The organism is Colwellia psychrerythraea, from assembly GCF_000764225.1.
GTDB lineage: Bacteria > Pseudomonadota > Gammaproteobacteria > Enterobacterales > Alteromonadaceae > Colwellia > Colwellia psychrerythraea_D.
Genome location: NZ_JQED01000008.1, coordinates 77,891 through 104,129, shown reverse-complemented (window position 1 = coordinate 104,129; position 26,239 = coordinate 77,891). Strand labels below are relative to the sequence as shown.

23 protein-coding genes and 1 tRNA gene are annotated in these 26,239 nt (G+C 36.4%); 6 read left to right on the top strand and 18 right to left on the bottom strand.

Annotation, left to right across the window (positions count from 1 at the left end; genetic code table 11):
- Nucleotides 1-44: 44 nt before the first annotated feature.
- The 7 genes from ND2E_RS15195 to yejK form a co-directional block, all read right to left on the bottom strand.
- Nucleotides 45-1,304 carry a hypothetical protein gene (locus ND2E_RS15195; protein ID WP_033093011.1) on the bottom strand — a complete coding sequence of 420 codons (1,260 nt, stop codon included), beginning with the start codon at nt 1,302-1,304 and terminating at the stop codon, nt 45-47.
- Nucleotides 1,304-1,927, bottom strand: coding sequence for a hypothetical protein (locus tag ND2E_RS15200; RefSeq protein ID WP_033093010.1), 624 nt, complete (start codon nt 1,925-1,927; stop codon nt 1,304-1,306). Before ND2E_RS15200 ends, ND2E_RS15195 begins: the two co-directional genes overlap by 1 nt.
- A complete protein-coding gene (locus ND2E_RS15205; protein ID WP_033093009.1) occupies nt 1,920-5,651 on the bottom strand; it encodes an ATP-binding protein in 3,732 nt (1,243 codons plus the stop codon). Before ND2E_RS15205 ends, ND2E_RS15200 begins: the two co-directional genes overlap by 8 nt.
- Before the next feature lie 38 nt (nt 5,652-5,689).
- Nucleotides 5,690-6,529, bottom strand: a complete 840-nt coding sequence (locus tag ND2E_RS15210) for a M23 family metallopeptidase (RefSeq protein WP_033093008.1) — start codon at nt 6,527-6,529, stop codon at nt 5,690-5,692.
- Nucleotides 6,522-7,412: a 6-carboxytetrahydropterin synthase gene (locus ND2E_RS15215; RefSeq protein WP_033093007.1), complete on the bottom strand. Its 891-nt coding sequence runs from the start codon at nt 7,410-7,412 to the stop codon at nt 6,522-6,524. Before ND2E_RS15215 ends, ND2E_RS15210 begins: the two co-directional genes overlap by 8 nt.
- Before the next feature lie 145 nt (nt 7,413-7,557).
- Nucleotides 7,558-8,589: a dihydroorotase gene (gene pyrC / locus ND2E_RS15220; protein ID WP_033093035.1), complete on the bottom strand. Its 1,032-nt coding sequence runs from the start codon at nt 8,587-8,589 to the stop codon at nt 7,558-7,560.
- Nucleotides 8,590-8,811: 222 nt separating this feature from the next.
- The gene (gene yejK, locus ND2E_RS15225) at nt 8,812-9,867 is read right to left on the bottom strand and encodes a nucleoid-associated protein YejK (RefSeq protein ID WP_033093006.1); all 1,056 of its coding nucleotides are present in this window, start codon (nt 9,865-9,867) and stop codon (nt 8,812-8,814) included.
- A 148-nt stretch (nt 9,868-10,015) separates the two neighbouring features.
- On the opposite strand from yejK, the gene ND2E_RS0121325 reads away from it, so the two are divergent.
- The 3 genes from ND2E_RS0121325 to ND2E_RS15235 all read left to right on the top strand — a co-directional run bounded on the left by ND2E_RS0121325 (nt 10,016) and on the right by ND2E_RS15235 (nt 12,257).
- Nucleotides 10,016-10,222: a YejL family protein gene (locus ND2E_RS0121325; RefSeq protein ID WP_033093034.1), complete on the top strand. Its 207-nt coding sequence runs from the start codon at nt 10,016-10,018 to the stop codon at nt 10,220-10,222.
- A gap of 43 nt (nt 10,223-10,265) precedes the next feature.
- A complete protein-coding gene (locus ND2E_RS15230; protein ID WP_033093005.1) occupies nt 10,266-12,050 on the top strand; it encodes a DUF3413 domain-containing protein in 1,785 nt (594 codons plus the stop codon).
- Between the two features lie 130 nt (nt 12,051-12,180).
- Nucleotides 12,181-12,257: transfer RNA gene (locus ND2E_RS15235), tRNA-Pro, on the top strand.
- A gap of 554 nt (nt 12,258-12,811) precedes the next feature.
- On the opposite strand, the gene ND2E_RS15240 is transcribed toward ND2E_RS15235, so the two are convergent.
- The 5 genes from ND2E_RS15240 to ND2E_RS15255 all read right to left on the bottom strand — a co-directional run bounded on the left by ND2E_RS15240 (nt 12,812) and on the right by ND2E_RS15255 (nt 16,022).
- A complete protein-coding gene (locus tag ND2E_RS15240) occupies nt 12,812-13,027 on the bottom strand; it encodes a hypothetical protein (RefSeq protein WP_033093004.1) in 216 nt (71 codons plus the stop codon).
- Nucleotides 13,028-13,167: 140 nt separating this feature from the next.
- Nucleotides 13,168-13,419: a hypothetical protein gene (locus ND2E_RS0121320; protein ID WP_033093003.1), complete on the bottom strand. Its 252-nt coding sequence runs from the start codon at nt 13,417-13,419 to the stop codon at nt 13,168-13,170.
- Nucleotides 13,420-13,426: 7 nt separating this feature from the next.
- A complete protein-coding gene (locus ND2E_RS15245; RefSeq protein WP_033093002.1) occupies nt 13,427-13,975 on the bottom strand; it encodes a peroxiredoxin family protein in 549 nt (182 codons plus the stop codon).
- Nucleotides 13,976-14,051: 76 nt separating this feature from the next.
- A complete protein-coding gene (locus ND2E_RS15250) occupies nt 14,052-14,786 on the bottom strand; it encodes an EAL domain-containing protein (RefSeq protein WP_033093001.1) in 735 nt (244 codons plus the stop codon).
- A 96-nt stretch (nt 14,787-14,882) separates the two neighbouring features.
- Entirely contained in the window at nt 14,883-16,022 is a 1,140-nt protein-coding gene (locus tag ND2E_RS15255) for a cell division protein FtsZ (protein WP_033093000.1), read from the bottom strand.
- 482 nt (nt 16,023-16,504) lie between these two features.
- Between ND2E_RS15255 and ND2E_RS15260 the strand changes: the two genes are divergently transcribed.
- Complete coding sequence (locus tag ND2E_RS15260) at nt 16,505-16,930, top strand: type II toxin-antitoxin system HicB family antitoxin (protein WP_033092999.1); 426 nt, start codon at nt 16,505-16,507, stop codon at nt 16,928-16,930.
- A 268-nt stretch (nt 16,931-17,198) separates the two neighbouring features.
- Here ND2E_RS15260 and bioD read toward each other — a convergent pair whose 3' ends face one another.
- The 4 genes from bioD to bioB all read right to left on the bottom strand — a co-directional run bounded on the left by bioD (nt 17,199) and on the right by bioB (nt 21,317).
- Nucleotides 17,199-17,987 (bottom strand): dethiobiotin synthase, encoded by a 789-nt coding sequence (gene bioD, locus ND2E_RS15265; protein ID WP_033092998.1) that lies wholly within the window; start codon nt 17,985-17,987, stop codon nt 17,199-17,201.
- A 153-nt stretch (nt 17,988-18,140) separates the two neighbouring features.
- Nucleotides 18,141-18,938, bottom strand: a complete 798-nt coding sequence (gene bioC, locus ND2E_RS15270; protein WP_033092997.1) for a malonyl-ACP O-methyltransferase BioC — start codon at nt 18,936-18,938, stop codon at nt 18,141-18,143.
- On the bottom strand, nt 18,938-20,086 hold the full coding sequence (locus tag ND2E_RS15275) for an aminotransferase class I/II-fold pyridoxal phosphate-dependent enzyme (protein ID WP_033092996.1): 1,149 nt from the start codon (nt 20,084-20,086) through the stop codon (nt 18,938-18,940). Before ND2E_RS15275 ends, bioC begins: the two co-directional genes overlap by 1 nt.
- A gap of 127 nt (nt 20,087-20,213) precedes the next feature.
- The gene (gene bioB / locus ND2E_RS15280) at nt 20,214-21,317 is read right to left on the bottom strand and encodes a biotin synthase BioB (protein WP_052056306.1); all 1,104 of its coding nucleotides are present in this window, start codon (nt 21,315-21,317) and stop codon (nt 20,214-20,216) included.
- Nucleotides 21,318-21,404: 87 nt separating this feature from the next.
- On the opposite strand from bioB, the gene bioA reads away from it, so the two are divergent.
- Nucleotides 21,405-22,754 carry an adenosylmethionine--8-amino-7-oxononanoate transaminase gene (bioA, locus tag ND2E_RS15285; protein ID WP_033092995.1) on the top strand — a complete coding sequence of 450 codons (1,350 nt, stop codon included), beginning with the start codon at nt 21,405-21,407 and terminating at the stop codon, nt 22,752-22,754.
- A 50-nt stretch (nt 22,755-22,804) separates the two neighbouring features.
- Here bioA and ND2E_RS15290 read toward each other — a convergent pair whose 3' ends face one another.
- On the bottom strand, nt 22,805-23,194 hold the full coding sequence (locus ND2E_RS15290; protein WP_033093032.1) for a hypothetical protein: 390 nt from the start codon (nt 23,192-23,194) through the stop codon (nt 22,805-22,807).
- 253 nt (nt 23,195-23,447) lie between these two features.
- Between ND2E_RS15290 and asnS the strand changes: the two genes are divergently transcribed.
- A complete protein-coding gene (asnS, locus tag ND2E_RS15295; RefSeq protein WP_033092994.1) occupies nt 23,448-24,848 on the top strand; it encodes an asparagine--tRNA ligase in 1,401 nt (466 codons plus the stop codon).
- Between the two features lie 144 nt (nt 24,849-24,992).
- On the opposite strand, the gene ND2E_RS15300 is transcribed toward asnS, so the two are convergent.
- Nucleotides 24,993-26,162 (bottom strand): hypothetical protein, encoded by a 1,170-nt coding sequence (locus tag ND2E_RS15300; protein WP_033092993.1) that lies wholly within the window; start codon nt 26,160-26,162, stop codon nt 24,993-24,995.
- Nucleotides 26,163-26,239: the final 77 nt, after the last annotated feature.

Genomic DNA, 26,239 nt, shown 5'->3' with positions numbered 1-26,239 from the left:
TAACTAAGGTTACGTAGAAGCACAATAACATTAACTGTTTTCGTTTAGGCCCTTAGTTCGGTTTTTAATTCTATAACAACATCACTATAACTATAATTATCTGTGGTGCCGCTTACTGCAACGCCTTTCATTTTAATATTTAGCGCATTTTGCTGAGCGCTAGTTAATTTACAATAACAACTAAAGACTAATTCAATCCAAGCTTTGGGTGCAATAGTTTGTGATTGCTCTAACCAGGCATTTTGTAGCTCTTGGTAAAAGCTTAATGCTGAAATAGCGCTACTCGTAATAATCACGCGTTCAAACAATAATTCGGTTTGCTGCTCAAAAAAATCTTCTTCGACAGATAACCTTTCAATCGGTTTAACGCTAACTTCGCTGGTCTCTCTAGCTTTAATCGGAGTGACAATACTTTGCTTACGAAGAGAATGAACCAATTCAAGTAAAGGTTGCTCAATGCTTGTTTGCTTGGTATCCACATAACTTTTAAGCGGCATGGGTGGCGCATACTTCAATGTTTCAGGTAAATTTGGCTGCTCAAAAAGATTTTCATCAAGGGTGAATTCTGGATGTTTCCGTAAAAACCTAGCCATATTACGTAGTTGACTTGCTTGTTTTTCATCACGGCGTAAGCGAAATAAACTAATGCGCATGTTATCAATGATCAAACGCAGCTTAGGCAATATTTGATTATACCAGTAAACAAAACTGGTAATTTTACGCGCGAATTCATTTGGGCATGCTAACCAATCGAGCCATTCATAACAGTCATGTGGATCAATCTGTTGCAACTCATTTAGTAACTTCTGCGCATGAGATAGGTAACGTTCATTTTGACGTATTTTGTTAGATAAACTACTTACAAAACCAAACTGACTGACAATAGCAAAATGCATATTATCTAAGTTACTGTTTAAACTATCTTTTGTTTCGTAAAGCAAATCATCGAGTTGATCTAAGTAATACTCAGCATCTTCTTGTTCTTTCGAGGTAATAGCCAGTTGGTAATCGATAACGACTTCATCAATTGCATCAATGACTTTACCCATATCAGTCAGTTGACGATAACTAGATTGCTTGCGCATTAGTCGATTTAACATGCGCTTAAGATCGGTTGTTACTCGGTACTCACCAGGTGAGTCATCAGGTCTGATCAAGCCAGATTTATGTAACAAACTAAGCGTGTTAGCATCTTGATCGTCACTGGCTATCGAACCATACACATAGGCATTAGATAACAATTCATTGTACGCACCAATTTGCCTGAGCAAGCTTGCTACTTGATTAGAATCAAAACCAGCCATTAGAAAAGTAGCTCATCTTGTTGGCTTTTTTCTTGCTCAGGTAAAGAGATTAATTCAGCATCATTTAAAAACTCAATCAGCAAATAAATTAAGTCAAAGCGCGCTGTGGCATAATAGCGACTGCTACCCGTATTTTTACGAACAAAATAATGCATCTCTTCAAGCTTTTGAAAAACCATGACTAATTGCTCACGCGTTTCAGTTTTATTGGTTTTAAATGGCTTTATTGATGTCAGTCTGCGTAGTTGCTCACTTAAAGTTTGATCATGTTCAAAGGGTTCAAACAATTCATTGATATTTAAAACAGACTTAGCACGAATCGGTAAATCAGCTTGCGTTGCGGTTAATAATAAATCTAAAAATTCTACTAATGGTCTAAAGGTACTGCGCATTTCAGTGAACAAAACACTGAGTTCGTGATGGTTATTTTCATCAACCTGATTAAACGTACAGTAGTAGGCGTCAGCACTATCAAGATAGGTTAATTTTCTATCTAAATTAGCCAGAAAATCATTCACTTTGTCATTATGACTTTCTGCTTTTAAGTATAAATATTCATCTTCATGTGCCGTTTGACAGATAACAGCACCACAAAGTAGCTTTTGAATACTTTCTTTAAACATGACTCGGCTCCCCTGCTTTATCTTCTGCTGAACTTGTTACCGATTGATTACGCTGTGCGAGTAACTCATCTAAACGAGATTGTGGAATATCTGCATGATAAATTTTGTTATCTTTTAACTTATAATGGCGATTATACAAAGACAAAATATGCCTATCAGTTGACGGTGATGCAGATAACATGCTGATATGATTGTCATTAAACATTTGTAATAACAAGTCGATATTTTCAGCCGCTAATTCACCAAGCTCATCAACAGGTAAGATTATTTGACTCGCATGTTTGCTTTCACCACGTAACATGGCTAATAAGCCAGCGAATAAAGACAACATGGCAAGATATGATAACCCTGTTGAGCTCACTTTTTTAAGTTGTTTCGCATTACGTGCCTGTTTTACTTGCCCTTTTTCGACAATGGTAAATTCTAAATCGAATAGATTATTATGTGCTAAAACAAAACCTTCATTGGGTAAGTAACTCGCCAGCTTTTGCATAGCAAAAACTAAATCATCAGGCACATCGCCTATACCATCGCGTAATTGGTCTTTATACAACTCAAATACTTCGGCAAATTTTTGCAAAGGTCCCCAGTAATCAAGCTCCTCTTGTTTCATCACAGTGGTGACATTGATATCAGCTAAGGCTTCAAAATGCGCTAAAGCAGTCACCTTAGTGGATAATTGTTTGCCAATTTGTTTAATGCGTCGACCAAAGTTTTCAATATGCTGATAAAACTCATTGATCATGGTGGCATTAACCGTGACTAGTTGATAAGTACTTTGCTGCTTTTGCTCAGCACTGTTTAATAACTCGCTAATGGGTTCACGGTACTTGAATAACGCTTTAGCCCCCGAATAACTATCGTTATCGAGCAATAGTTTTTGCCAGTTTTCAAAAAGCTCACTGCTTGAGTGGTCTTTTCTAAACCGTTCGCTAAAGGTAGTTAATTGCGTCGCCAAACGTTTTTCAATGGTTTTAAATTGCTGATAGAAGTCATGACAGAAACTGACCGTTAAATCTGCTTGGTTTGCTGGTTCTTGCTCAGACAACTCACTGTCAATGGCCGACATTTCACAGAGACGTTTATTATCATTAAGTTGCACCAATAAATCATCAGTCGCTTGTTTTTCTTGATTATTTTTTCTGATCAGCTGTTTTAAGTCATTAATTTTAGTTGTTAATTCAATACTGCTGTCTTCGTAATTAGACTCAAGATTTCGCTTGGCAATTTTTCTGTTTTGGTTTTCTTCAACGAGCGCATCACGATGGCAATAACGTTCATTAATAAAACTTTGATAGTCACGTGCTTTTTGGGCAAACACAGCACATTGCTGAAGGTTTTTCTCTAACTGTACTCGCTTGGCAATACTTTTATCGACTTCACCCTCAGGATCAAGGTGTTTAATATCGCTGGCTTGCTGCTTTTTAAGCGCAGAAGTACGTTGTTTAGCACTGGTTTTTAAAGTTTCTAGTTGCTCAGCTAAGATTGTTAACTGATTGTCTCTATCACTTTCAACTACCATGCACTTTTCTAATTTATCATTAGTCAATTCATGAAGTTGCTCTGCTTTATTTTCTTCAAAGCTGTGCTGCTTTTTTTCTAAAGCTTTTAATTGTTGATTAAAGCTTTGTAGCTGTGTTTCTACCGTTTGGCGATGTGCTTTAATAGCTAATTGCTTTTTAACCACGAGGCTTTCTTGTTGTGTTTGCAATTGGCCCATGGTCAATTTTTTCTGATTTACACTTTGGGCGTGCTCAGAAGCGCTTACTTTTAACTGATTAATTTCTTTCGCGATAGCTTTTAACTGCTCATCAAGGTGAGAAATTTTATCTGTTTGCGTTTGTAACTTGCTCTCTATTGCTTGGCGCTTTTCGCGTAACTGCGCTTCGTCTAAAAATAAAGAATCGTCACAAGGCAATTGTTGTAAATCAATGGATAAGCCATAAAGGCTAGCGGGCGTATTATTATTCTCTAACCATTGCGGATTTAAATCCGATCGTGACAGTTGTTCTGTTGTCAGTAAACGGCCAATAGTATTTTGCCAACCAAGGGCTTGTGGCTCGTTGATCAAGTAATGATGTAAAGAGTCAGCTTGTGGTAATAATTGTAATTCAACTTGATGGTAATCATGTCGTAATTGCTCAAGATAACGATTCGCTTCGCTGCGCAGAGTTAATTGCTGATCTTGTTGCTTATCTAACTGGTATTGCTGTTTCTGTAACGTTGACTCTTGTTGCAGCAATTGATTATAACTTTGCTGAGCCTGTGACAGCGCTATGATGTTTTCTTCAATATCAGTAGTTAATTGTGCCGGTATTATCGGCTGCGTTAACTGTTGTTGAGCATTACTTTGTTGGTGCTGTAAATATTGCTGATCTTTTTGTAACTTCAATTCTTCTTTATGAAGTTGAGCATTGAGTGATTGTTCTTGCTGATGAAAAACTTCATTGATATGCGCTAGCTGAGTATTAGACTGACTCGTTATCAGCGCAGATTGTTCTTTATTAGTACTAAAAGCTTTAAGTTTTTCTACTTCAATCTTTTGAATGAGCTTCTCAAATTTCTGCCCTATTTTAGTGATATTACCTTCAAAGGCTTCAATCACGGCAATGACTTCGTTTAGCTCTGCTTGAATTTGTGGTGCTTGGTCGGCCTTAATTTGATAACTACTGGCATCATCATCATCAAAATTAAGTTTATCATCGTCGAGTAATTCAATTTTACTTAAATCGGCTTCAATTTTAGCATTAAGATCTGACGATGCTTTTTGATATTGTTCAACAGTATTGGTTAATTCAGTTTCAAGATTATTGCGTTTTGCAATACTGCTTTTTTTAAGCTCATCGCGTTGTTGTTGCTTCACATCCAGGCGCTCTTGATGTGCTAATGTTTCCGCATGAAGATGTTGTAACTTGTTGACTAAACTTGCAAAGACGTTAAAGTCACTTTGCCAAATTGAAATTTTTTCGGCCACTTTTTTGATTGCGCGACTGGCTTGAATATCGGCAAGCCAGTTAGTTATATCGGCTTTATTTAAGCTGAGTTGCTCTTTTTCATCACTGATATTACGGGCAAGATGATCGCTAGCGATAGCCACCAACATACGTTTAACCGCCTCAAAATCAAGATTTTTTTCTATTGTACCGTTAATCACTTTATCAATATGCGGACATGATTGTTCACTAAATGAAAAGCGATTTTGTAGTATTCTTATTTCTTTGTGTTTACGACCACTGCGTAAGTTTTGTATAACTTGGCGATATTTATCTATACCTAAAAACTTTGAACTTTCTTTACCTACATTTCGATAATTTCTTTCTATTTCACTTATCGTAAATGGTTTAGCTTTGCTAGCTTCAGTGCTAGAAATAAAATGCTGACTTTCGTATGCGCCATCTATAAATTTAAAGTGCACGCCTCTGCCATCACTAGTTGCTAATACTTGGCACGTTTGCCCAAACGGTCTAGCATATTCGTATACTAAAATACTGGATTCTCGTGGTAAGTAAAAATCAGCAAAGTTTTTTGCTTGGTCCACTTTACTGACGATATCACTTGGTCGCATACCATAAAAAAGTGGTAACAAACGCATTAATGAGGTTTTACCTGCGCCGTTGGTACCTTCAAGCTGAGTATGGCCCGTTAAATCAAGCTCGTTGACTTGTCCTTGCCAAAAACTGTCAATAATAATAATGCGTAGCAGCGAATAACCATGTTCTGCCATAGTTTAACCTTAGGGAAATTTAGTGAGTGTCGATAATATTAATGAAGAGGTTTTACTTTTAAAACCAGCGCCGGATCAATTTTCACATTGAACCAATTGATACGCCAATCTAAATGAGGTCCGGTTGCTCTGCCACTTTTACCCACGGCAGCAACTACTTGGCCTTGTTCAACTGTATCGCCCTGTTTTACATAAGAGTTACTTAAATGTAAAAAAGTAGAGCTAACACCATGGCCGTGATCAATAATCATGGTGCCACCGGAATAAAACATATCAGGTACCCAAAGTAATACTGTACCAGATGCCGGTGCTTTTACTGGATCACCGGTGTTACCCGCATAATCTAAACCAAAATGAGGGTTTTTAGGCACACCATTATATACTCGTTGACTGCCATAAACGCCAGTAATGGTACCTTCAATCGGTGGAATAAACCCTTGGGCAAAATAGTTAAGTGAGCTGGCAACTTTGCGTGCAGTTTTCACTTGTTTGCTATCTTGTCTAGCCCTAGCAACCGATTTTGGGTTTGGCTGCATAATGCTTTTTTTAATGCCTTCAATCCGTTGAATATTATAACTACGTTTTTCAGGGCTTAGTGTTTTCTCTACCCGATCACCATTAACTGAAGTGATAACTAATTGGTAACTTTGATCATCGTCCCGAGAAAAACCAAAAGTGTAATAGCCAGATTTTGATACGGTGATCGGCTTGCCATTTAAGGTCACCGTATTTTGCGCCAAGGTTTTACCTACCAGTAGACCACCCTGCTTAATTTCACCTGTTAATACTATTTCTTGTGCAGCCGATACGAGAGCGCTAGTAACAAAACTGGTGCTAAGTGCTAAAGAAATTAAGGTTTTCCTAATTGGCTTAACCATGAACAATTGCCCCTTTAGCGACACCTTCATAAGCAATAACTTTTACACCGTTATTAGCAAGTTCAGTATATTGCGCTTTTATTTGTCTTAAAATGAAGTCTGCTAATAATTCTACCGTTGAATCACAATCAACAACATCAAGTACTTTGCTCTGTACGGCGATATCAAATCGACCTTGAGGTGCAAAGTAACTAAAATATTGGTGATCGGGCATTAAATTGTTCATTGCTTGTGCAGATAATTGAATATCATTGACAGAAATCCTGTCCGCTTCGCTAGCAATATAGATATCTTTCCATCGTTGACACCACGCAGCTTCAAGCGTTGCGTCTCTTTTATCGTCAACTAAAATTTGAATTTTAGAGCGATGACCATGTGCAATGCGTTGGCAATTTCCGTCATGTAACTTTAAACCATGAGTATAATGATAAAAATCTGTCGGGATATTTTCAGGGCGCAAAACTAAGGTTAAACCTTGCACATTATCTGGTAGGTGAGCCAATATAATTGCAGTTAAGTGTTTAGTGACTTCAGGTATAGTGATCGTTAAACAATCTATTGTAGCAAAAGCACTCGCCGGGGATTGCAGATAGTAACTTGCGACATCACTGATAAAATCAACGGTTTGATGACCATCATTATGTGTCGACTCTGCCAAGGTCAAGGCTTTCTCTTGCATAGGTAATAACAGTTTGTGATCAACTGCATCATCTATAATGGCTTTGATTTGCTTTTTTACTACGGCAAAATCAAGCACCATACTCATTTCATTTAACGATCCATCGAGTAACACATCCACAATCCAGCTCTCACCCACAATACCGCGCTGTTTACACAGGTATGAGAAATCAATAACGGTAAGATCATCTACAAATAATTGCATTTTTTTCCTTATATTAAACTTAGGTTTACTTTATTCTTTATTCTTTTTACAGGCTAAACTTATTTTTTTTTTGCTTACACCAAAGTGTAAAAATAAGCTTTATACCCAAGCCACTTAACGTAAAGGTGCTTGGGTATAGCAATATTTAACTTTCTACTTGCCACTGAATTTCTTCTTCAGCGCGAACAGGTACAACGACATCATCGCCAAAGCTCATCGTTGCTGGTACTTGCCAAGCTTTTTTAACTAGGGTGATTTTATCTGTGCTTACGGGTAATTGATAGAAGTTTGCACCATTTAGACTGGCAAATGCTTCTAATTTGTCCAACGCATTCTCTTGTTCGAAAACTTCAGCATATAACTCAATCGCTGCGTGGGCAGAATATACTCCTGCACAACCACAAGCGGACTCTTTGGCATGCTGTGCGTGTGGCGCAGAATCAGTACCTAAGAAGAATTTTTTATCACCGCTTGTTGCGGCTTCTATTAATGCTTGTTGATGAATGTTGCGTTTTAAAATAGGTAAACAGAAGTAATGTGGACGAATACCGCCAACTAACATGTGATTACGATTATACAATAAATGGTGCACGGTAATGGTAGCAGCAACGTTGTCGCCAGCTGATTTGACAAATTCTACCGCATTCTTAGTCGTGATATGTTCTAACACAACCTTAAGATTTGGGTAGTTAGCAACTAAAGGCTGTAAAATGGTATCAATAAATACTTGTTCTCTATCAAAAATATCAATCTCATCGGCAGTTACTTCACCGTGAACCAATAACGGCATACCAACAGATTGCATTGCTGCAAATACGTCAGTTAAATTAGCGACATCTGTTACCCCTGAAGAAGAGTTTGTTGTTGCACCGGCGGGATACAATTTCGCCGCATAAACGAGGCCAGACTCTTTTGCTTCGATAATATCTTGTGCGCTGGTATTATCTGTTAAATATAACACCATTAAAGGCTTAAAATGGGCACTTGGTGCAGCTGCCATGATTCTATGATAATAACTTTCTGCTAACGCAGCATCAGTTACCGGCGGTACTAAGTTTGGCATTACAATAGCTCTACCAAAATAACGACTAATATCTGCAACGGTATTTTTTAGTACCGCACCGTCGCGTAAATGCACATGCCAATCATCAGGACGAGCGATAGTTAAGGTGTTAATTGAGGTATTACTTTCATTTGTCATGTTCATATTTCCACTTTTATGCGTACCATTAAGGTACTATTCATATATTTATAAGTATTGGTTGATTTTTCATCCACCTGTCAAGAGGTAACACTCAAGTACTTGTTATATATACTTATTCGTACAAAAACCAATTCACCACCATAAAGTAACGCGATACCTTCCTGGTAACGAGTTACTTTAATTGTTGTTGTATTTTTACTCTTCTTGGCTTTGGTCACTTTCAAGAAGCGCCATAAGCTGCTCTTTTAAATTTGGCGGTACTTTATAGATAACTAACGAGTCATTATGAGGATTATAAACGACATCTTCACCAAAGTGACTACGCTCAAAACTTAAACTTATACCGTTTCCGTAGCCTGAATATTTAGTAATTTTGTTCACCACGGCTTGTTCGTGCGGAAACGATTCTTCAATAGGATAAGATTGCGTTTGGCAAAATTCATAAAAATCTTGTTCAGATCCTGCACTTTCAATGACCTTGCCTACTTCTTGTAGCGATACATCTTGAGAGCTCGCTTTTTGATCTTTACAGTAGCTGAGTAAATCTTTACGTGTTTTTTGCTTTTCTGCTGGATCTAATTGATTAACCGCAACGTAGTCTTCAACCGCTTGTACCAACGTTTGTGTTTGCTCTTTTGCATTTAAACCTTCTTCACAACCTAAAAAGTCTAAAAAGAAGTCAGACACTTTACGACCAGCTCTGCCTTTAACAAAAGATATATACCGATTACCTTGGTTATTCTCTTTATAATCAAATAAATCAATGCGTGCAGCTAGCTGTAACTTATTTGTGTCTAAATGCTGCGCTGCTGAAATATTTAATTCTCCATCTACGCTGTAATGTTCAGAAACTGGGATCACCGCAACGAAGAGATAACGACCGCCCATGTATTCATAATGACATATAACAAAATAGCCTGTCTCTTCTATGTCGTATTTTTCGATTTCATTTTTCAATACATTGCCAGCTTGCACACTAAAATCATAAAAGTTTTGTTGTTCTGTTAAGTAGCTTTCCATTAAATCAACAAAACGGGCTGAATCACCTTCACTTGGCATAGAGGAAAAACTGCCATACGCCTTACTGCCCTTTGCATTATATATGGCATGCAAACCATCAACAAAGTTGATTACCTTTGCATTTTCTTGTTCGAATTCAGCATTTTCAGGACCTAGGCGTAAAACAACTTCGCCTGATTCTTCCTTTTTAGACAAAAAATGTAGTGCAATATTATTAATTATTAAGCTCATATGATTCTTTATGTTCAGTGACTGATGTTAATTAAAGTTAGTGTTATATAGGGTAATGACTGTTATTTTTATATTAGATATATATTAAAGTGTGCAGGCATTTGATAAACTAGAGAAATTAAATTTATCATTAACGAAAACTATTATTATGCCTATTGTATCTAAATATTCGAACGAACGTGTAGAAAAAATTATCCAAGATTTGTTAGACGTGCTTGTAAAAGAGAAAGCAACACCTGATTTAGCCCTAATGTGTTTAGGTAATGCAGTCACTAACATTATTGAGCAAGTACCTGAAAGCAAACGTGTTGCAGTTGCAGACAACTTTACCAAAGCATTAAAACAATCAGTTTAACCCCTTTTTTTAATTTTACCTGCAACGAGAAGAATTATTATCAATGGTTTCATTTGATACAAAAAGCTACAGTAAAAAACTATTACATTTGATCAGTTGGAGCCATTGGTTCACATTTTTCAATATTTTAGCAGCAATTGCACTCTCCTCTTACTATTTATTTAGCGAAGCTGCACCAACGACACTCTTTGGTCAAGTTTACTTAGTAACAACTTGGGTGAGTCATATTGCATTTCTAACCTTTATGAGTTTCGTTTTAGTGTTATTTCCATTAACACTAATTCTGCCGCACACAAAGTTTATTAGAACCAGTGGCTCTATCATCTTTACCATTGGTTTATTACTGTTAGTTTTAGATGGCTTTATTTATAGTCGTTTGGGCTATCATTTAAATGCTTCTTCTAGTGCACAAATCATCAGCTTAATACAAGAAATAGCCAAAGAAAACAATTTGTTGTATACCTTTATCGGTGCTCTGGCTATCGTTATTTTGGGCTTTGAATTTGTTGTAAGTAATTACGCATGGAAACATTTAAAGCAATTACAAAAAACAATTTTTGCCCGTTTTGTAATTTTTGGCTTAGTTTTATCATTCTTCTTTAGTCATGTAAGCCATATATGGGCAGATGCAAATTTAAATTATGATATTTTACGTCAAGACACTGTTCTCCCCTTGTCATATCCTGCAACAGCAAAAACACTGTTAACCAAATATGGCTTATTTAACATTGAAGATTATATAGAGCGTAAAAATAGCCCGTTATCCTTTAGTCATGCTATTCCAACTTACCCGACTATAGAACCTGGTCTTTGCCTGAGTGAAAATGAGAACAAAGCACCAACCAACTCGACTTTCTTGATTTTAACCGAGCAACAAGTCTCAATTCCTCAGCTGAATCAATTTATTAATCGTGCCAGTGCTACCTCTTTGCACTTAACAAATAATATAGATACAGGGTTGAACGATGATGCTTGGTTTAACCTACTTTATTCTTTACCAAGTATTTACCAAGACGATATTTTAAAGCAAGGTATTAAGCCCCTTTTGTTTCAACGTATCGAACAACAGGCATTATCCACAAGTTTAACGGTAATCTCTGATGATTTTTCACCTTCTTCCCTACAAGATACTGCAGAAGAAGGAACTGTAACTGCAAATGATACCGTTATCGAACCACGTTGGTTTGAAGCGTTATTCAGTGATATAACGAAATTAGAAAATGTCTCTAGTTTGTTGTTTGCCGATAAATTAAATAATAAAGCCCCTGGTTTGCACATTATCTATTTTAAAAATAGCCTTGCTACTGATGCCAATAAAGCTGCTAAAAACAATAATCAATATCAATTTGAATTATTTATTGATGCCTTACTGTTAGCGCAGAAACAAAAAGTTAAAAAGGATATTATTTGGATCAGCTCGATTGGCAATCTAAACGATGAAACGCGTTTAAATACTAAGCCGGCCTTATTTATATACCCACAAACAGGTAAAACAACTCATACAGATCTTAGCTTTAATACCAGTAATATGGACTTACAGCCGACATTGATGAAGCAATGGTTAGCATGTAATGTTAGCGGAAATAATAATGGCAGTGATTTATCTACATTAAACAAAGATAGAGTCATTGCCAATACCACTGATAAAGGAATTATTATTTTTGATAAAGATAAATCTGTTTTTGTCGATCAAAACGGTAACTTTCAAAGTTACTCTCGGCAGTTTTCTTCGCCTATAACTGTGAATGAAGACTTCCCATTAATGATTGATGGTGTGCACTTTATTAAGCTGTTTAGCCAAGCTGATAAGCTAAAATCTTCTCAATAAAGCTTAGATCGAGTAATAGTTAGCCATTTAGTTCATCTAGGCTAACTATTCTTTTAATTCTCGTTGCATTACGTTAATAAATCATTAATATACAAGCGGTAAACTTGTTAAGCCCTAAAGTTTACATTGTCGGGGTATAGCGCAGCTTGGTAGCGCGTGCGTCTGGGGGACGTGAGGTCGCAAGTTCGAATCTTGCTACTCCGACCATATTAGTTAATAAAAGAGCCACTTTGTGAGAGTTCTCAAGACTTTCCAAGTGGCTTTTTTGTATCTGGCTGTTAGACATTACTGCTAGCAATCTTTTATCAAGTTTTCTCACTCCCTACTCAAGACATATTGTTAATTAGTAGCGCTTTATTGCACGTTACTTTATTCAAAAAACTCTTCACCTCTAGCATACTGTAAGCGCATTTTCGGCTCTGCAATATAATCATGTAGTGTCAAGCTACCTCCCTGTAACAATTATTTTAAAATAAATGCCTTTGCTCTTTAATTTTATTAAAGAAACTTGTTATTTTACTATTCTTGCCTTTCAGCAAAATATAAAACAATCACCACAGGTAACGCGTTACCTGCTATGTCATTGTTATTTATATGAATAATATTATTCCTGACAACAACTAAAGTGCACATTGGAATAATGCTATTAAGAACATAATAATCTTCATGTTGTTCAAGAAATGAGTAAAAGTAAGCGTTTTATAAAACACTAGCGCTTATTTATCATTTTGTTAGTTGAAAAATTGATAAGTTTTAAAGTGCTAATCGGCATTGATCAATGTGATTTTGTTAGAATATGTCTGCAAAAAATAATGAATACGATTAGAGCGCCTTTTAGATAACATCACTCGAATATGCCCAGCAAGTAATGCTTCACTTCGTTTCACTTTAATTAAAGGCACAAAAGGTTTGTTATCGATACTGATCGTGGTCATGTGATGACATAGTGCTTTTATTCTTGCTTGTTCGATATCCAATGAACCAATCCTACTAGAAGTTATAAGTTATGCGTATGATAGCTATCGCATAACTTATAACTGATTTAAGTTGTTCTGGAAATGTGTCATTTTGTACAAATATACTGATTTAATCACCAAGATAATAGTGATATAACACGTTATTTACACCACACTTTACCGCCAATTATTTTAAAGGCTGGTGTGCCTCTGATTAAGCAATCTCGGGCGAATACCTTGTTACATTTTGGGCAAGTACAGGGGGATTCGGTAAAGTCTTGGCTAATACGTTCTTTGAAACACTTAAGTAAAGCGCCCTTACCGCCTTTACGGTACTTAAATAAAAGAAAATTACAGCCTTTGCAGTATATATCAACTGTTTTGCTTGGGCCTTTTTTGTTAGGTTTTGCCATCAATCAATTATTTCTTCGCAATTCCTAACGCCGCTAAGTTATTTGCCATATCTTGAGCGGCCGTCTTTGGTGAAATATCTTCGTCAATTTTCACTATTTTACCTTCTTTAGAAATATAGAAAGTGATACGACTGGCAACTCTAAACATATTTAGCACCTGATAGGCTTTAGCCGTTGCTTTTGTAGGATCGCTTAACATAGGAAAGTCAGCACCGGTCTTCTTCGCAAAGTCTCTGTTATCGTCAATTGGGTCAACGCTAGCCATAACATAACTAACATCAAATTCTCGAATAAGATGCCCTTGTTCGGTCAACGATTTACACTCAATAGTGCAACCACGAGTATTTGCCATTGGATACCAAGCTAAGACTACTGCTTGTTTACCTTTGTAATCACTTAACTGGTAATAATCACCTGTGGTTGCTTGTAGTTTAAAATTTGGTGCTATATCGCCAACCCTTAACTCAGTTGCTTTCGCTGAGAAGCCAACAAGACTCGCTAAGCTACAAATGACGAGAAGTGATTTTTTTAAATTGTTTTTAAGAGTAAAGTTCATGTTAACTTTCCAGTGGTTGTACTTTATTTAATAGGGCTACTACAGTGTATTGTGTTCGCCCATTGATTAACAGTTATTAAGTGACATTCTTAAATTGATCTCGATAGTAAAACCCTTGCACAAAATCACACTTAAGCTGTTTAGCGAGTTGTAAATCTTCATACGTTTCAATCCCTTCTAAGATCACTTTTTTGCCTGCACTGTGAGCATAATCAATAATTGATTTAACAAGCAGCATGAAGTTTCGATTATTTCTATTTTTGACAACAAACTTGTCTAACTTTATGTAGTTAACCAATTGGATTACCGACGTAGAAATCATAGACTGGGGATTGCATACATCGTCAATCGCGGTGTGAATGTTGCTTTTCGCTAAATTATCAATCATGGCCAGGCTCATAATGGCATCATTGATTTCTGAGTTTTCAATTAACTCAACGACGACATTAGACTTTTGAAATGCTTTGAATAGTTTTAAGAATGGATTGCTTTGGTCAATGACACCACTAGAAAAGTACGAGTCTTGATCTAAATTGACAAAAATATCGTGACCATTAATAGCATAGGATAGTTGTAATTTTTTTTGTTGGTATTCAACTTGGAACAAACTTAGTGGACTGGTATGAAGTGATTCATAAACAAGATCGGGTCGAATAAGTTCATTACTTGCGGAATAGAATCTGGCCAGAGACTCGTAGGCAAAAATTTCTTGGTTTTTACAACTTACTATTGGCTGGTATTCAACACCGAAACGCCTATTTTCGATCAATTCGATTAAACACTCAGGGCTGAGTAATGTCTTATCTTTCATTCATTAAGGCCGATAATTTCTTTCACGACCATTCCTATAACAGTTATTTACCAACGACTGTAAATAAGAACCATTATCATGTAAAGGTTTGTTTCGTTAATCGCGATTGATTGCCATTAATTTGCGCGTAATTGCCGGTATATCGGTCATTGTTTCACCTTGATTGATAAAACTAAGTTCCTCATCGATATAGGCGGGATCGTCTGACTCAACAGCCTTGTCTGTTTCGTTATTCTTGTCTTTAAGCACTATTACTTCTTTAATCGATTCAGAAGGTACACTGCATATACCCGACCCTATTATCAAAATTTCAATTTCTGATGATAAATTTGGGTCTAAGGTAACGCCTGGCACGATAAGAACTGATTGATTGATCACCCTTGTTCTGATGTGATCAATTAAGCCATTGTAAGTAGATAGTTTTGGTTCAGATTTACAGAATAATTGAAAAATAATCCCTTTGGCAGTATCTATGTTTGCAATAGAAACCAATGGATTATTAAGCGCTTGGTCGAGTGCGTTATAAGCTTCTTCTTCTGAATTAGCTTTGCCTACCCCTAATATAGACTCCCCTTCAAACGATAAAATAGTTGAGAAGTCATTTTTGTCTACATTGACATAACCTGTTTCATTCAACATTTGTACTAAAGCAATTAACAAATTTTTAAGTACTTCATTACTTTGGTTAAAAGCAGAAAACAGACCAACGCTTTCACCTAAGCCTGCAAGTAATAGATCATTTGAGAGGGTAATATACGCATGTATTGGATCTTTAATGTCATCAATACCTTGTAGCGCGTAATCCATTCTAATTCGTCCTTCTGACTCAAAGGGTAAGGTCACGATAGCTAAACAGTTTATATTAAGTTCACGGGCTATGTTAGCGACTAGTGGACTCGCTCCTGTGCCTGTGCCGCCACCAAAACCGGCTGTAATAATAACAATGTCACTGTCCATTATTGCACTTCTAAGTAGCCCTTCACTTTCTTGCGCCGCTTGAAAACCTATACTGGGATCAGAGCCTGCGCCATATCCATTCGTTAGGTTCTCACCTATCAAAATTTTGTTTTCAACATTAATGCTATTTAACGCAGCAAGATCAGTATTAACGGCAACGAGGTTAACTTGAGTCGATAGATTATTTTCGTGGAGCATATTTACAGTATTGCATCCACAACCGCCAATACCGATCACCGTAATCAATAACTCTGGGTTACCTCTTAAAAGTTCTTTCATATCTTTCCTTGTTCGATCAATAAAGCAATTGCTAAATCTACTGCCTAATTTGTCATTAAAGTCTAGAGAAAAGGCAACTGTTTAGTTGTAAATATTAGGTCATATTTCTTACAAATTTATCTTGTATATATTTCATTATAGAGATCAAATTCTGCATGATCCAGATTAAAAGATAACCCTTATCTCTCTAAATTAAATTTTTTGCTACAACTACTTTATAAGCAAAATTTTAGTAGCAAAAATAACTAGAATTTATTTAATTATAAATTTACTTACCATTAACAAAAGCTCCTACACATAGTAAACAGTCACCTACAAATCAATTACGGGGTTATCAGAGCTATCAATACAACAAGTAAAGGGTTACCAGGGTTATATCGATAACATCTCAGAGAGTTGCTGGGGTTGTATAACTCTGGCTTTATAGGGGTATTGGAGTTACAATGATTTTTAGGACGTTTTAGTCGTGTTAGGAGTTAAAAATGAAATATGCAGTTGTGTTTATTTATGATGATAAAAAGGATGCTTATCAGGTATCAGTACCCGACCTTCCTGGGTGTGCAATTACAGAAAGAACTATAGATTTAGGTATGGAAGAAATAACAAAATCGATTAAATCTCACCTCTCGATATTAGCGGAATACGGTGAGAAAGTGCCTAATGCAAGAGGGTTAGAAAGCCATCGACAAAACTATATACTGGAAAATCCACATACATTTTCTCAAGCTTTTTGGGCGATAGTCAGTATTGATATTACCCCCTACCTTGGTAAGAGCCATAAAATAAACGTAACTCTACCCGAGTTATTGATTGCACAAATTGACGATAAGGTTAGTAAATCTTCTGAATACAAAACACGATCCGGATTTATTGCCAGTGCTTGTATTACGGAATTGGAAAAATATTAGCGATTGACTTTAAAAATCATAAACCGTGTAGTTTAAAAAAAATTTGACTGGAGAAAAATATTTGAAGCGCAATATTAGGATATTGCATTAAGAATGGATTTATTTTTAAAACTGAGCTCGTCATTGCTTTATTTTGATGATTGTTGAGTTAACACTAAGCTAAGTTTTGTTTCATCGTGATGAAGTTGAATTTATTCTTGCTAAAGTTGATTTCTGTAAACTCAAATCAGCTTTAGCAATATAAAACTAAAAGCATGCCCCATATTTATCACAGTATCGATAAATTTATCTTGTTCGCTGCACGATTTACTTTTTCAAAGTATGAAACAGTTTTACCTTCTTCATCAACATCATTGATAAAATCGAGTTGTGCAATCTTAGGCATGGGAAGAATATTTTCAAGCTCAGTAATGTTTTCTGATAAGTTATTCATCGGCTCATTAGAAGCGCAATTTGCAATCCACGCAATACACTTTAGGCCGTCAGCTTTAATTGTTTCATAGGTCAACAACGCATGATTTAAACAACCTAATTTCATATTGACAATTAGAATGACTTCTAAATTGGCCTCTTTGACAAAGTCAGAGAGAAATTGGTAAGTCGGTTTATTCGTCTTGCCATTGCTAATTGAATTATTATCAGAGCAAGTTGACACCGGACCTAATGGTAAACGCCACCCCCCAGCCCCTTCAACTAAAGTAACATCAGCATTAAACGATTTAACTTGCTGATAGTAAGAGTTTATATCTGAAATGGTAATCTTTTTGTTTTGTTTTTTTGCAGCAATGTGTGGTGCGATAGGCTCTTTAAAGGCGATGGGATTTATTTGGGCAATAGTTTGATCACAATTAGCAAAGTCACTGAGTAATTTTGCATCTTCATTAATTAGTTGACCGTTAATTAATTCACAACCGGCAGAAATAGGTTTATAGGCCGCAACTTTCAACACTTCATCATTGGCCACTTTGTTGTGTTGAGTTAACGCATGGATTAAAGCGCAGCTGACAAATGTTTTACCCGCATCGGTGTCTGTTGCCGTGATAAAGAATTGTTTCATATATATTTCTTCAGTAAATTTAAAAAGAGTTTCTCTGTTGTGTTTTTATTTTATGATTCAAATTTGTATCGTGATCAAATAACATTAAAAAGCCTTAGTACTTCTTAGAAATGCTAAGGCTGATGTATTGAAGTAAATGATAAATACCTAGCGTTAGTGGTTTAATTTAACCACTAAGCCTGAAAACAAACGATAAGTAGCTGGATATATTCCACTAGGCTCTAGAAAATCTTGATAGTGTTCTGTCATTTTAAACCACTTATCTTTCCCTGATAGGCCTCTATTTTGTTTTTCAGCTAGATGATTAGCACCTAAACCTTTTAATTCACGTGCTAAATGAATCACATTTTGGTATTCCAATACAATATCTTGGCACTTTTGTTCTACCAGTTTACCATTTTCATTATTGAATAAGGTATTTAGCTCGTTAACCGTTTTAAAATCGATAACATGCTGATCATCATCAACTTGTTTCCAAGATGACTTTAACTCATGCAATGTTCCGTCAACTAGTGTAGTGAAAATAAGTAATCCACCTGGCTTTAATACTCTTAACATTTCAGCAATAGCTTCATCTAGTGGATCAAACCATTGAATGACCAAGTTGGAATAAATGAAATCTATGCTGTTATCTGTCAGTGGTAATTTATGTGCATCAGCTTCTAACCATACAATTTTTTTATCACGGTGTTCTTTAGCGAAATTCAGCATTTCATTGGAAATATCTAACCCAATAACATGCTTGTATGTGCCCGCTAATAAGTCAGTAAAAAAACCAGTGCCAGAGCCCAAATCTAACACCGTAAGGTCATTACGATTGGGTAACCAGGGCATTAAATGCTTTCCTGAAAAACGTTGTAATCTTGCTGACACATCATAAGATTTACTGGCAGACCCGAAACTTTTACCAATGTTTACTCTGTTTGTGTTTTTATGTTCTGTTTGAACCATTAAGCTATTGCCTTATTAATGCATCCTGCTAAATACCTGATATCTTTACTGTTATGATTAGCGCAAATAGTAACACGTAACCTAGAGCTGTTAACAGCAACCGTCGGTGGCCTTATTGCGGTTAGCCAAATCCCCTGTTTTTTGAGAGTTTCACTTACGTTAAGTGCTTTTTTCTCATCGCCAATTATTATGGCATGAATTGAAGATTCTGTTGAAATTAACTCAATTTCTGGTGCTAACAACTTGCCAAACAATGCGCTCAATTCACTGATTTTTTCTCGACGCCATTGTTCTTTTCTTATGAGTTCTATACTTTTTCTTGTTGCCCAAGCAACAGCCGGTGAGATTGCGGTAGAGTAAATATAATGCCGAGAAAAGTTGATCATATACTCATGTAAATCATCACTACAGGTTAAAAAGGCACCGCTTGTTCCAATCGCTTTGCCCATGGTCGCCATGGTAATATCAATATCTGAAAAGTAATTACTACCCTGTCCTTCTGTGCCAATGACACCAATACTGTGTGCGTCATCTAAATAAAGCCAGGCATCTTGTGATTTTGCAGTTTGTGCAAGCTCGACAACTTTCGCTTGACAGCCATCCATACTAAAAACGCCTTCAGAGGCGATGAGTTTATCTGCAGACTGGTTAGCTTTCGTTAACAAGGTAGTTAAATGTTCAATATTATTATGATTGAAACGTTTTACCTTTGCCTTACTGTGGTAGGCACCGTCAATCATGGATGCATGGCTAAGCTTATCTAAATAAAAATGACTTTCTTCACTTTTCCCTAGCGCTTGAAATAGTGCCAAGTTGGCAGCAAAACCACTAGAAAATAACAAACATTTAGGTTTGTTTAACCACTGACAAATATCAGCTTCTAATGATTGATGAGCATAATGATAACCAGTCACCAAACTAGAGCTGCTTGAACAAACACCAAACTGGTCAGCGCCTTCTTGTAGTGCCCTATTTACTTCAATATGATTATTTAATCCTAAATAATCATTAGAAGAAAAATTAAGATATGACTTTCCGTCGATAACAATTTCATTATCTTGGCTTGTCGTACTATTACAAACCAACTGACGGTATCGAGACTTAGATTTTTGCTCAATGACATCATGTTGAATAAAATCAAAATTCATAAGGAATTCTACTTAAAGGGACAAGCTTATCAAAGAGATATAGGGATTAAACACCATTTCTGTTGAAGAAAGTGATTAAACCCTAATTTAATTTTCTTACACCAAAACCAGATCGCTTTTAAAGCGCTTATGCTGAAGCATTATAAAATAAATCACTATTTTGCTGATCAACAATCGCAGTTTTAATAATCTTGTCAGATAGCTCAGTATCGCCAGCTACAGTTTCGGTATTTATGCCGAGTTTTTCAAACAATGCAATATCTTGATTCGTTTCAGGGTTTTCAGCAGTAAGTAGTTTGCAACCATAAAAAATAGAGTTAGCACCCGCTAAGAAACACATGGCTTGCATTTGCTCATTCATAGCGGTACGTCCCGCTGATAAACGCACATGACTTTTTGGCATCATAATACGCGCAACAGCAATACAACGGATAAAATCAAAACTCTCTAAATCATCAACATCAGCTAATGGGGTACCTTCAACTTTAACTAACATGTTAATTGGCACACTTTCAGGCTGCGGACTTAAATTAGCAAGTTGAATTAATAAAGATGAGCGATCTACAGATTTTTCACCTAAACCAACAATACCACCACTACATACTTTCATGCCGGCACCACGAACATTACTTAAGGTATCAAGCCTATCTTGGTATGTACGCGTAGTAATAATTTGATTGTAATGCTCAGGAGAGGTATCTAAGTTATGGTTATAATAATCTAAGCCAGCGTCATTTAACTGATCAGCTTGATCACCCGATAACATACCTAAGGTCATGCATGTTTCCATACCAAGTGCTTTAACACTTTTAACCATATCAAGTACATAGGGCATATCGCGTTCTTTCGGGTTACGCCATGCTGCGCCCATACAAAAACGGGTAGAGCCCATTTCTTTGGCGCGTTGTGCTGCTTCTAATACTTTTTCAACAGCTAATAAGCTTTCTTTTTCTAAGTCAGTTTTATTGCGTGCACTTTGAGAGCAGTATTTACAGTCCTCTGGACAAGCACCCGTTTTAATAGATAACAAAGTACTAACTTGTACTTCATTAGCATTAAAGTTTTCTCTATGAACCGTTTGTGCTTTAAACATTAGATCATTAAAAGGCATAGCAAATAATGCTTCTACTTCTTTTAAATTCCAATTGTGGCGAACGGTAGAGTTTAACGACTTTGATTGTGAAGATAACTCTGGTGATTGTACTGCTTCTGATATATTTAAATCTGACATAGAACTCAATTGCATCTAATTAACTTAACGAGTAGTCTAGCCAGACTACTCATGATGTCAACGATTAATAACTTCTTTGGTTAACAAATGCACAATAAACATACAGATTTAACGCCTTCCGAACAAAATTCGCTACTTCTTTTTGATAAAGAGAACGTTTGGCATCCATATACTTCAATGTCTGAGCCTTTGCCAAGCTATTTAGTTGATAGTGCAAATGGCGTAACGATTAATTTAGCCAGTGGTGAAGAACTTATTGATGGTATGTCATCATGGTGGTCTGTTTTGCATGGTTATAATCATCCAGCTTTAAACAAGGCCCTACAAGAGCAATCGGCAAAAATGTCGCATGTAATGTTTGGTGGTTTAACCCATAAAAGTGCGATTACCTTATGTGAAAAGTTAATTAGCTTAACCCCTGATGGTTTAGATAAAGTTTTTTTATCTGATTCCGGTTCAGTAAGTGTTGAAGTCGCAATGAAAATGGCTCTACAGTATCAACATGCAGTGGCTGAAAAAAAGAAAACCCCCTTAACTAAAACAAAATTATTTACGGTTAAGAACGGTTATCATGGTGATACTTTTGCTGCAATGTCAGTATGTGATCCTGTTACTGGCATGCATCAAATATTTGAACAGGTATTAATGCAGCATTATTTTGCACCAGCCCCTTCAATTAAGTTTGGAGATAAATGGTCAAATAATGACATTACTGAACTATCAGCCTTATTTGAACAACACCATAACGAAATTGCTGCTTTTATCATCGAGCCGATCGTACAGGGTACCGGGGGCATGCGTTTTTACCACCCGGAATATTTAAAAGCGTGTCGTTTACTTTGTGATAAATATGATGTGTTACTGATAGCCGATGAAATCGCCACAGGTTTTGGCAGGACCGGTAAACTGTTCGCGTGTGAGTGGTCAGGCATTACGCCAGATATTATGTGTCTAGGTAAAACACTCACAGGCGGTTATATTACTTTAGCGGCAACATTATGTAGTTCGCACATTGCACAAACCATTAGTGAAGGCGCTGCCGGTTGTTTCATGCATGGGCCTACCTTTATGGGAAATGCCCTCGCCTGTGCCGTTGCAAATGCCAGTATCGATTTATTATTAGCAAATGATTGGCAATCTCAAGTACACGCTATTGAAGAGACCCTTGTTGAGCATATTACCCCTCTAAACAAACACGTTAGAGTAAAAGATACACGTGTTTTGGGCAGTATTGGTGCTATTGAGTGCAAACAAAGTGTCAACGTAGCACAGATACAAAAACGTTTTGTTGAATTAGGGGTTTGGATTAGGCCTTTTGGCCCACTGATCTATATCATTCCACCACTTATCATTAACACCGAGCAATTAAAGACATTAGTTAATGCAATGGCAACCGTTCTAGACGAAGACGAGTGTTTTAATTTAATAAATGAATAACTCGTTAAAAAGTTAATTGTTAAAGGTACAGTCATTTATATCTATGGAAATTACTGTGCCTTAACTAAGATATATACTAACCACGTTAAGTTAATAGCCAATAGAAACATTAAATTTCCTAAGGGAGCGTCACTGCGACGCCGGCTACGATATTTATCTGTCATCAATGCTAAATAACTGCCCAATGCACTGAGCCATAATAAAATATAAAGATAACCGGTTAATGGTGTTAACCAAAATTGACGAATCTCAATGTCATAATAGCGTAGCACGCCATAATCTTTATCTGGTGCAGCGTAATAAGACATCACCAAAGCGATTATGAAAAGCAACCAACTTAGCAGAACTAAAACAACTTGCGTGTAACTCCAAAAGTCTGTCGCTACTCGTCTGTCAGCTTTTTGCTTTATATTAGTGTGATCATCACTATTTTTTTTCATTGCCCCAGCTTTCATCCGTTTATGCGCTTTATACTACTATAGCAAAGGGATAATTAATTAACCCTATAGCTATTTGTTATTGTTCGATGCAATTAAGCATTGCATTTCAGCCTTGTCACGGTAACATATCACCCCATTTTCAGCATAATGCCATTTAGTTTAACTTTATCCTTCACCTAACGTGGATAGGTAGCACGTAAACTACTGGCATAACGCAATTTCAATCATTTACATAAGAATAAGAGGTCATTAAATGTCAGTTATAGCAATTACTGATGTATTAGCAGGAAAATTCCCTGTTAATGAGAGCATTACCGTCCACGGTTGGATAAGAACACGCCGTGACTCAAAAGCTGGTATTTCATTTTTAGCATTACATGACGGTTCATGTTTTGATGCTATTCAAGCCATTGTACCTAATGAACTCGACAATTATGAAAGCGATATTCTTAAATTAACGACTGGCTGTTCTGTCAAAGTAACCGGTATTTTGGTTGAATCTCCTGGTAAAGGCCAAGCATTTGAAATTCAAGCAACTGCGGTAGAAGTCTTAGGTTTTGTTGAAGACCCTGATACTTACCCTATGGCTGCTAAACGTCATAGTATTGAATTTCTACGTGAACAAGCTCATTTACGTGCACGTACTAATATTGGTGGCGCCGTTACACGTGTGCGTAACTGTTTAGCACAAGCGGTTCATAGATTTTTGCACAGTAAAGGTTATTTCTGGATAAGTACTCCACTGATCACTGGGAGTGATTGTGAAGGTGCTGGTGAGATGTTCCGTGTTAGTACATTGGACATGGAAAACTTACCACGTAACGATGAAGGCAAAGTTGATTACAACAAAGACTTTTTTGGCAAAGAAACGTTTCTTACGGTATCTGGCCAATTAAACGTAGAGACTTATTGTAACGCGTTATCAAAAGTATATACTTTTGGCCCTACGTTTAGAGCAGAAAACTCTAATACTACCCGTCACTTAGCTGAGTTTTGGATGGTTGAACCTGAAATAGCCTTCGCCGACTTATCTGATGCAGCTGATTTAGCTGAAGAAATGCTAAAGTATGTGTTTAAAGCGGTACTTGAAGAACGTGCTGATGATATGGCTTTCTTCCAGCAGCGTGTCGATAAGACTGTTCTTGAGCGTTTAGACTCTGTTATTAATACCGATTTTGTTCGCCTTGATTACACGGACGCTATCACTATCTTAGAGAACTGCTCGAAGAAATTCGAAAACCCAGTATCTTGGGGCGTAGATTTAAACTCTGAACACGAACGTTACTTAGCTGAAGAGCACTTTAACGGTCCGGTTGTTTTGCAAAACTACCCGAAAGACATTAAATCATTCTACATGCGTTTAAATGATGACGGTAAAACGGTTGCTGCTATGGATATTTTAGCGCCAGGTATCGGCGAAATCATAGGTGGTAGTCAACGTGAAGAAAGACTCGACGTATTAGATAGTCGTTTAGAAGAAATGGGCTTAGATGTTGCTGATTACGGTTGGTATAGAGACTTACGTCGTTACGGCACAGTGCCTCATTCAGGTTTTGGTTTAGGTTTTGAACGTTTAGTGGCGTATGCAACAGGCATGCAAAACGTACGTGACGTGATTCCATTCCCGAGAACGCCTAACAACGCTGCGTTTTAATTGTTCTAGTTAATGTGACAAATTCGAAAAAGGCGACATGATGTCGCCTTTTTTATATTATTTTGTCAATTCAATTATTTAGACGCTAATACTAATAACTAAACAACGTTTACAACTTCATTAAACCGCTTAAATTAGCTTGCTCTAAATGAAGTCACCTAGGGCTTGATATAGTAGAGTACATACAGAATATTCATCTTTATAAAGGGTTTCTGTTTCTTTAGCGACTAACCTCATCGATTCAATTTCACCATATAAATCTAGATTGTTCAGCCAAAATCTCATCAACCTATCATCTAAGAGCATCATATAATGGGATTTTTCAGTTATGTTACCCCGTAAACTGTCAGTTAGTGATTGTATTTTTTTTTGTCGTAATTTAATAGCTTCGATATTACCTTGAAATTCAGAGATTTTACTCTGGAGTGTTATGCCAATCACTTTACTTCCAATGCGTATACTTCGCCTTTCAAGTTGTTGACCTAATGATAAACAAGCATTAGTTTTAATTGACTCTTGTAAGTCTCTTATACACCATTGAATTATTGAAGAATAACCATTTGATTCTGCAGTTGCTAGTTTTCCTATAGCCGCGATAATGTTTGCCTGAAAATTGTTTTGCGGTGAGCCTTCTAATGCATTTGTATATAAAAGTAGTTTCTCGCCATATCTTTCGTTAAATAATTGTGATTTCTCAAGTTCAACTATAGAATTAATAAAATTCTCAATATCGTCTTTAGCTGCGTAGAAATTCGCAGCATACAACCAAGTAGCTCCATTATCTCGATCGAAGCTTATCGCCTGTTTGATTAAACTTTTAGTACACCTGTTATCTGAAGAATTCGCACATAAAGAAATAATATCACTAGCAACAATTGGGTTACTGGGATCTTGTTCAAAGTATTCAAATAGTAAACTTAACCTATTTTCTCCTTCTGGTGGTGTTGCATACAGAGCATAGTATAGAGGGTCAGCCATAGAAAAATAGCTTTCACTTGATTGGAGATACTGTTCGGTTTTATTCTTATCTTCTTCTTCATCAAATGAGAGTTTTAAGAAATCAAAATCGATACGCTGTAAACAGTTTAAAAAATCGAAGCTCTGATTATCTTCTGTTGAATTATTTTGAGCTTTTCCCTGTGAAGGCTCGCTAGTTGAAATACCACTTTTAATATTAATATCTTGCGAATTATAGTCTGAACTCAACATGCTTACATCGTACTGCTGAGTTATAACGCTATTGCGATTATAATTTACATATAAAACCGTAACTAAACTAAATAAGATCGAAGTTATAACTATTCTTCTTAACATATAAAAATCCATTTTTATGGTTTATATAAATAGTGTAAATATCAATCCATAACCTAAGACAACACACTTATTTGAAT